This window comes from Bacillus sp. 05T22, from assembly GCF_056396765.1.
In genome coordinates, this window is sequence record NZ_JBFTMC010000159.1 from 1 (window position 1) to 7,725 (window position 7,725).

The following is a 7,725-nucleotide window of genomic DNA, read 5'->3' on the forward strand; positions in this document are numbered from 1 at the left end:
GTACATAACAGTTGCTAATAGCTGACCGCCATTTTCAAATTGACCAAGGTTTCCGTTCGATGCTCCGATATAGCCAAGCAAGAAATAAACAATCGTTAAAAAGAAAGCAGCGATACTTCCGCAAATAATTGTGTATTTTGCGATAGAAGCTTTTTCCGTTACACCGTTTTGACGAATCGCATTTACGACAATTGTTGACAAAACAAGAGCGCCAATCGCATCTAATGTTAAAAATCCTTCTAAAAACCCTTTGAAAAATGGAATCTCTTTATAGTCGCCAACAGGAGGAACAAACGAACCTGTTGGTGAAAGAATCACTTTTGTTGCCATAATTGCAATAATACCAAGTAAGATTGGTGTCAATATCTTCCCAATATGATCAACTAATTTGGATGGGTTTAATGATAAGAAGTAAACAACAGTAAAGAAAAGAAAGCTAAATAGTAACATGGAATACCATTGGTCCGGAAAAAGCGGTGCGATTCCAATTTCATAAGAAACAGATCCAGTTCGTGGAATAACAAATAGTGGGCCGATTGAAAGGTAAATAATAATAGCTAGTACTGCTGCAAATTTTGGATGAACACGGCTCGCTAAACTTTTAAAACTACCACCTGCAAGAGCAACAGCGACAATTGCTAATAAAGATAATCCTACATCTGTAATAATAAATCCTGAAATAGAAACCCACATGTTTTCTCCTGAAGAAAGCCCAAGAAGTGGTGGGAAAATCATATTACCAGCGCCGAAAAAAACTGCAAATAGCAATAAGCTAATGGAGAGAATTTGCGATGGCTTTAAAGTTGTACGCATTATATATAAAATCCTCCTATATGTTATTTTGTCGAAAATTCAAATAATTTGTCGAGTAACTGTTTTAATTTTAAAGGTCTGATGACTAGAAAGCAACAGGGAATTTTAAATAATTTTAAAAATAATGCGTTAAGTTGAATAATTATGCCTTTTTGGAAAAACATTGGTATGGAAGTTAGGGAAAGATAGATGGACAATAAAAAATACACATATCAATAGGATATGTGTAGCTGAAAAAATTAAAAATAAATTTTTCGATCGCGTTCTTCTTTTAAAATTTCAACAGCTTCGCGGAAACGCTGGGAATGAACGATTTCGCGCTCACGTAAAAAGCGGAGGCTATCATTTATATCAGGATCATCTGATAAATCAATGAGCCACTGATAAGTTGCTCTTGCTTTTTCTTCTGCGGCAATGTCTTCATATAAGTCTGCAATTGGATCACCTTTTGCTTGTATGTATGTGGCTGTAAACGGAACGCCGCCTGCATTGTGATAAAATAGTGCACTATCATGATTAGCGTATTGAGCATCTAGTCCAGCTGCTTTCATCTGCTCAGGGGTCGCGTCTTTTGTTAATTTATAAATCATTGTTGCAATCATTTCAAGATGAGCAAATTCTTCCGTACCGATATCTGTTAATAAACCTATTACTTGATCAGGAATCGTGTAGCGCTGGTTTAAATAACGGAGAGCAGCTGCCAATTCGCCATCTGCACCACCGTACTGCTCAACTAATAATTTTGCAAGTGCTGGATTACAAGTACTTACTTTTACAGGGTATTGCAATTTTTTTTCATATATCCACATATTTTCTCTCCTTTATATTTGCCATGGCCAAGGACCTTTACTCCATTCCCACGGAGCATTAGAGTAGCTATTACCAAACTGTTGGAGTGGGCCATACTTTTCTTCAATTTTTTGCTTTTGCAATCTTCTTTTATAGGAAAAATCATTAAATTGATTTATCGCTGTAACATCATCTGGATGAGTATCTAGATAAAGTGTAAGTTCAACTAATACAAAATCGAGTTCTTGCAACTCTTTTATCCATTCATAATATTCATCTGGCAGTGTTTGAGTCACGATTCTTGTCACCTTCCTTTCTTATGGGGGCTTTCATAATAATCATAAAGAGCAGGCCATAAAGTGCCTTTTTGTAAGGCGTCTCTTGGAGGGAATTGTGGTAAATTAGTTGGTTGGAATCCCATATATAAATGAGGAGGGGTTGAATAAAATCTCTTTCCAATCGGCGGACAAGGATCTTTTGGACTATGGTAAGGTGTGTAAGATTTCATAAATTTGTCCATAATGCAAACCTCCTTTATAAGTGAAACATTCATCACTATGTATTGTATTCAGACATAATTGTTATTTATGACTCATATAGAAAAACTAGTAGGGTCAAGGAGGAAATGTACGTGGAGACTATTACAAATTGCATTGTATTAGAAGTAAGAAATTTAAAGGAAACATTATATTTTTATGAAGGTATCTTGGGATTTCAGCCGAGTAGACACCGACCACAATTACATGTGCCTGGCGTCTGGTATGATGTTGGTGCAACAAGAATTTGCTTCGTTTTAAATAGGGAAAAAGGCGGGGATTTCAGTGAGGAAGTGCCTTCTTATATAAATTTTAGTTTGCCATTTTGTGATATGGAAAAAGTACGAAAAAAATTAGAATTCTATTGTGTGTCATTTCAAGAATTAGAGAGCTGTAAAACGGAGAAAAGAGGTATTATTGTGCATGATCCTGACCAGTATAGAATTCTAATTGCGCCGAAAGAGTAGATAAGGGGGAGTTAACCGGATGAATAGTACGTATGAAGAAATCGCGTTGTTTGAACATAAATTCTGGTTGAAGGTTCTTGGCGATCATGCGCAGTTTCTTTTAGATGCTTTAGCTCAAAATGAAAGTGAAGATATTCAAAAAGCGATGTATTTTGTCCAAACATTTGATAGATTTCTCAGTAATATTCATACGGTAAATTTGATTGCATTTGCGAAAGATGCACATAAAGTAGCAAAGGAAATTAGAAAATTTAAGTTAAATATTATACAAAAGCAATTGGAAGGAAAAATTGTCATTCATTTTACACCAACTTTTATTAACCATATGGTGAACGAAGTGGAAGAGTATATAATGGTATTAGAATATTTAATAAAAGGAGAAGTGCCACCTGTTTTTCATGAATTGCATTATCATCTTGCTTGGCTAACGGATGCAGCGGGTCATGCAGGTGCCATTTCAGGTGGATTAGATCTGGTCGAGAAACGACTGAAAGAGAAGAGTGAAGAATATGAAAAGCATTTTGAACAGTTTTATTTAAAAGCTGTGGAAATGACAGGTTACTTACGGGCGGAACTACATTCTTTTCCAGCTCTAAAAAAATTTACAAAAGATGTTTCATTAGAATTAACACTATTCTCCCGTTTTCTTCACGAATTAGAAGAATTAGAGTTATCTAATCAAGTATTAAGCTTAATATCTGGAAGAATGGCAGACCATATGGCAAGGGAAGAATGTTATTATTTATTGAAATTAGCACAAGCTTCAGGATTAGAGATGCCGAAGTGTAATCCACTTTAATTTATACTATATAAAAATCCGCAGTGATGTGGATTTTTATATAGTATTTTTGTTTTGTTAGGAGATGCTAGAAAAGAATTGTAGAAAGGGGAATAGTATATGCAATTAGCAACGCATGAATTACGTGACTTAAGTGAACTGATAGCAGGAGACTATAATACGATTAATACGATGTCTACATATATACAGCAAGCACAGGATGATGAGTTGAAACAAATGTTACAGAATCATCTTCCTCTTCATGTGCAAGATTATAATTTGAAGGTGGAATTTATACAAGGTGAGACAACTCCAAATATATCAAAGTTTCAGCCGTCTAAATTAAAACCAGTATTAGCTTCTTATACAGAGGCACCTTCACAAAAGTATTTGCCAGTTACACCAAGCATGGCTGCGCAGCCTCCTAATGATCGATCAATTGCACTTGGATATTTACTGAATCAAAAATCTTCTGCATTTAATTGTGCAGGTTCTTTATTAGAGTGTGCGAATCCAGAACTAAGAACGCTTTTAGAAAATACCTTTTTAAATAGTAGTCACCATGCTTATGACATTTGGCAGTATATGGTGAAGAAAGGGTATTATCAGCTATCACCAGCACCAAGTTCTGAAATACAAGCGATAGCAAGTATGTATCAGTTACTTCAACAATAGAAAAAGATTGACAAGTTCTATCAAATATTTTAAGGTAATTTTATAAAATTGCGTATATAAAGGGGAGTAACTTGTCACAATAAAGTCGTCATTACAGGGAGAAACCCTCGGCTTTATTGGCAACGATTTGTTGTTAGTGAGACCTTTACCAGCAATGGTAAAGGCCCCTTATTGTCTTTTTTAGGACCTTTACTATATTTGGTAAAGGTCCTTTTTGTATGCAGAAAAAGGAGAGGTGAAAAATGAAAAAGTTTATAAACCGATTTCGATTTATGCTTCATTTTCGTCGATTTGGTCCATTTTTATATGACTTTTTTACATCAAAAGAAGTCGCTATGCAGAAGAAAATACTATCCATTGTTTTTTTAATTGGGTATGTCGTATTTCCATTTGATCTCATCCCTGATTTTCTACTGTTTTTTGGGGGATTAGATGATATTGCTGTTGTCTTATTTATTTTACAGCGAATTGTGAAAATGGCACCGAAGCACTTACAAGAAAAATATAATTTAAATAAAGGATAGGAGTTCATAAATGGAGCAGTTTATTTTAGATGTGATTGAGTATTTAAAGCAGTTTTCTTATTTTGGTGTAATTCTAGCATTAACATTTGAGTTTATTCCAGCAGAAATTGTGTTGCCGCTTGTTGGATATTGGGTATACGAAGGAGATATGAATTTTTGGCTCGCAGTATTAGCTGGAACGATCGGAGGAACGACGGGGCCGCTAACACTATATGCAATCGGTTATTATGGTGGTCGACCGTTATTACTGAAATATGGAAAATACTTTTTTATAAAGGAAGAACAGATTCAAAAAGCAGATCATTTCTTTGGAAAATATGGACCAGCTGTGGCGTTTCTTGGCCGATTTATTCCAGGGGTTCGTACACTTATTTCAGTTCCATGTGGAATCGCCAAAATGAACATTTGGAAATTTAACATATACACATTTGTAGCGATGTTGCCACTCACAACGCTATATGTATATGTGGGATTGAAATTAGGACCTCATTGGAAAAAGGCAGGGGCAATTGTTGAACAATATACATTACCGATACTAGGGGTTGTTTGTTTCATTGTGATAGGAATGTTTATTTTCAAGTTTTTGAAAAAGAAAAATAAAGCGGAGTCAATGTGAAAGATGATGAGACTATTGTTTGATTAAAGGTATTTTAGACGATAGAAAAAGTATGGGACTTAAAAGGTGCTTTCATATACAGAAAGCACCTTTTGTTAACATAGACTATCTTTTTGTGTGATTAAAATCTACTTTTATAGCTTTCTCCAATTGTGATAGCGAATGTATGGTAATAATATCCTTATGCTTTTTATCATCTATACGGTTAATCCATATCCCTGTCATCCCAGCATTTTTACTTCCAACTGCATCGGTATCTAAGCGATCTCCTACATAATAACATTCCTTAGTGTCTTGATTCATTCTAATTGCTGCTTCTTTAAATATTTTCGAATCTGGTTTAGCAACTCCAACTTGGCTAGATGTAATAATATGAGAGAAATAATGATGAATCCCTATTTGTTTAAGTTTATGAACTTGTTGGTTGTAATCACCATTGCTTATGATTCCTAGTTCAAACCCTTTGTTCTTCAAAAAATCTAGGCATTTCCTTACATCATTGTAGACAGTCCAATTACGTTGAAAATGTTGTAGATACAGTCCGAATTTTTGATCAGCTTCTTCGTTTAAAATAGTTAGATTAACCTTTTTAAATATCCTTTTCATCCGTTTTTGTTTTTGCTCTTGAAAGGATAGGGATCCATCAAGGAATAATTGAAAGTACTCACTTGATATCCTGTTCCATAGTTCAATCAATGGTTTTGGTTCTAAGTGTGAAAATTCCCTTTGTGTATGAAAAAAGTCTATAATGCCTTGTTTTTCAGCATAATCATAATCTAGTAAAGTGCCATCAATATCAAAGAAAATCAAATTTTATCCTCCAAACATCTTTTGGTTATCACATAATACTTTTTCTAGATTGTAAAGTTAAATCCTTTTGTATATTCCATGTAGGGCTAATCGACATCATATCTACTATTTAGTCTAATAGAGATTTAAATGGAACAACTATATATGAGTGATATATAGTTGTTCCATTTTGATTTGCCAACATATAAGTTGCGGCTATGAAGAACAAAAGGTGACCTGCACTCGTTTTTTTCTTTTTGTTTTAACTTGGCATGGGGCAGGAAGAGGATCTGACCGCTTCTATGCACGGCCGGATGCTCTCTCCCACCTAAAAATAAAGGTTTTATGTCGTTTTTTATTTGTATTTATATAGCTGTTGTGGAACTTTACAGGAAACTGACTGTATATTTACAAAGATGTAATATTTTTCATTATTCATTTAAACGAGGTTAATATGTGTTAGATACAATAATCCTTGTACTGAATCAAACATATGAGGAGGATTTACGTGAGTAGGAATATGTTTCAGAAGGTAACAGGTCTTATTGGATTATTAGCAGTTTTCATTTTAGCGTTTGTATCGTTTCCATGGAACACTTTCGCACAAACGGAAGAGAAGAAACAAGAGGAAAAACCGCAGGAGAAAAAACTTGTCTTTCCGGTTGTAAGTGACGTACATATTAAAAATAGCGGAACAGATGATACGTTCCGTTGGAAAAGAGCGATTGAACAGTTTAATACACTTGCGCCAAAACAAGACGCATTTGTTATCGTTGGTGATTTTACAGATTCAGGGTCTAATCAGCAATATGATCGTTTTATGCAAGTGTATAATCAATATGCAAATAAAGATGCAGTGAGAATGAATTCACTTGGAAACCATGATTACTGGAATGGTTTATTGGCAGGGGATGCACAAAAACGTTTCTTAGAAAAGACAGGAATGGAATCTATTTATTATCATAAAGTCGTGAAGGGATATCACTTCCTTGTTATGTCACCAGAAGATGGAACGACACATGGATATTATTCTGATAAACAAATTAATTGGTTGAAAGAAGAAATTGCAAAGGCAAAAGCTGATGACCCAGAAAAACCAATTTTCGTGTTCTTGCACCAACACATTAAAGAAACTGTGTATGGTAGTCATGAATGGGGAACGAAGGACAGTGCAAAAATTAATGAAGTATTAAAAGATTATCCGCAAGCAATTACATTCTCTGGTCATTCGCACTATCCATTAGATGATCCAAGATCCATTCATCAAAAAGACTTTACATCTGTTGGAACATCTTCAGTAAGTTATATGGAAGTAGAGGGCGGGAAAGTTCAAGGTAATATTCCGCCAGGTGCAAGCGATTTAAGCCAAGGTTTATTAGTAGAGGTAGACGATAAAGAAGTAACAATTAATCGTCGTGATTTCCACACGAATTCTTGGACAGGTGAACCGTGGAAAGTTCAATTACCAGCTAAAAAAGAATCGTTTAAACATGTGGAAAACCGTGATAAAGAAAAACCATCTTTCGAGCAAAATGCAAAGTTAAAAGTTTCAAATGTAACTGAGAGTTCAGTAACAGCGACTTTCCCGCAAGCAGTAGATAATCTACTTGTTCATTCTTATCGCCTGCAAGCAAGAGATAAAGAAACAGGGGAAATCAAAAATAAGCTATTAGCATTCTCAGAGTTTTATCGTGATCCAGTGCCGAAAGAACTTACGTTTACATTAGGTGGGCTAGAT

The 7,725-nt window shown here is 34.8% G+C and carries 10 protein-coding genes and 1 pseudogene; 6 read left to right on the top strand and 5 right to left on the bottom strand.

The annotated features are described in order from the left end of the window. The 4 genes and pseudogenes from brnQ2 to AC1DIT_RS26125 form a co-directional block, all read right to left on the bottom strand. Positions 1-813: pseudogene (brnQ2, locus tag AC1DIT_RS26110) on the bottom strand (branched-chain amino acid transport system II carrier protein BrnQ2); the annotation flags it as partial. A 239-nt stretch (positions 814-1,052) separates the two neighbouring features. Further along, positions 1,053-1,622 (bottom strand): spore coat protein CotJC, encoded by a 570-nt coding sequence (gene cotJC, locus AC1DIT_RS26115; RefSeq protein WP_003195416.1) that lies wholly within the window; start codon positions 1,620-1,622, stop codon positions 1,053-1,055. Between the two features lie 12 nt (positions 1,623-1,634). Continuing rightward, positions 1,635-1,898: a spore coat protein CotJB gene (locus AC1DIT_RS26120; protein ID WP_003195420.1), complete on the bottom strand. Its 264-nt coding sequence runs from the start codon at positions 1,896-1,898 to the stop codon at positions 1,635-1,637. Between the two features lie 8 nt (positions 1,899-1,906). Further along, positions 1,907-2,122 carry a spore coat associated protein CotJA gene (locus AC1DIT_RS26125; RefSeq protein WP_016113226.1) on the bottom strand — a complete coding sequence of 72 codons (216 nt, stop codon included), beginning with the start codon at positions 2,120-2,122 and terminating at the stop codon, positions 1,907-1,909. A 111-nt stretch (positions 2,123-2,233) separates the two neighbouring features. On the opposite strand from AC1DIT_RS26125, the gene AC1DIT_RS26130 reads away from it, so the two are divergent. From AC1DIT_RS26130 to AC1DIT_RS26150, 5 genes are all read left to right on the top strand, one after another. Beyond that, entirely contained in the window at positions 2,234-2,605 is a 372-nt protein-coding gene (locus AC1DIT_RS26130) for a VOC family protein (protein ID WP_033671368.1), read from the top strand. 19 nt (positions 2,606-2,624) lie between these two features. Continuing rightward, positions 2,625-3,404: a DUF2935 domain-containing protein gene (locus AC1DIT_RS26135; protein ID WP_016113228.1), complete on the top strand. Its 780-nt coding sequence runs from the start codon at positions 2,625-2,627 to the stop codon at positions 3,402-3,404. Positions 3,405-3,503: 99 nt separating this feature from the next. Further along, entirely contained in the window at positions 3,504-4,058 is a 555-nt protein-coding gene (locus AC1DIT_RS26140; RefSeq protein WP_016113229.1) for a spore coat protein, read from the top strand. Between the two features lie 242 nt (positions 4,059-4,300). Further along, positions 4,301-4,582, top strand: coding sequence for a YkvA family protein (locus tag AC1DIT_RS26145; protein WP_016113230.1), 282 nt, complete (start codon positions 4,301-4,303; stop codon positions 4,580-4,582). A gap of 10 nt (positions 4,583-4,592) precedes the next feature. Continuing rightward, positions 4,593-5,198: a DedA family protein gene (locus tag AC1DIT_RS26150; protein ID WP_016113231.1), complete on the top strand. Its 606-nt coding sequence runs from the start codon at positions 4,593-4,595 to the stop codon at positions 5,196-5,198. A 105-nt stretch (positions 5,199-5,303) separates the two neighbouring features. On the opposite strand, the gene AC1DIT_RS26155 is transcribed toward AC1DIT_RS26150, so the two are convergent. Then, positions 5,304-6,008: an HAD family hydrolase gene (locus AC1DIT_RS26155; protein ID WP_016113232.1), complete on the bottom strand. Its 705-nt coding sequence runs from the start codon at positions 6,006-6,008 to the stop codon at positions 5,304-5,306. 472 nt (positions 6,009-6,480) lie between these two features. Here AC1DIT_RS26155 and AC1DIT_RS26160 point away from each other — a divergent pair. Then, a partial coding sequence (locus tag AC1DIT_RS26160; RefSeq protein WP_476998520.1) for a metallophosphoesterase family protein occupies positions 6,481-7,725 on the top strand: 1,245 nt, incomplete at its 3' end.

Excerpts from the sequence above, each read along its gene's own strand:
- AC1DIT_RS26145 (WP_016113230.1), top strand. The coding sequence starts at position 4,301 with ATGAAAAAGTTTATAAACCGATTTCGATTTATGCTTCATTTTCGTCGA.
- cotJC (WP_003195416.1), bottom strand. The coding sequence starts at position 1,622 with ATGTGGATATATGAAAAAAAATTGCAATACCCTGTAAAAGTAAGTACT.
- AC1DIT_RS26140 (WP_016113229.1), top strand. The coding sequence starts at position 3,504 with ATGCAATTAGCAACGCATGAATTACGTGACTTAAGTGAACTGATAGCA.
- AC1DIT_RS26135 (WP_016113228.1), top strand. The coding sequence starts at position 2,625 with ATGAATAGTACGTATGAAGAAATCGCGTTGTTTGAACATAAATTCTGG.
- AC1DIT_RS26150 (WP_016113231.1), top strand. The coding sequence starts at position 4,593 with ATGGAGCAGTTTATTTTAGATGTGATTGAGTATTTAAAGCAGTTTTCT.
- AC1DIT_RS26125 (WP_016113226.1), bottom strand. The coding sequence starts at position 2,122 with ATGGACAAATTTATGAAATCTTACACACCTTACCATAGTCCAAAAGAT.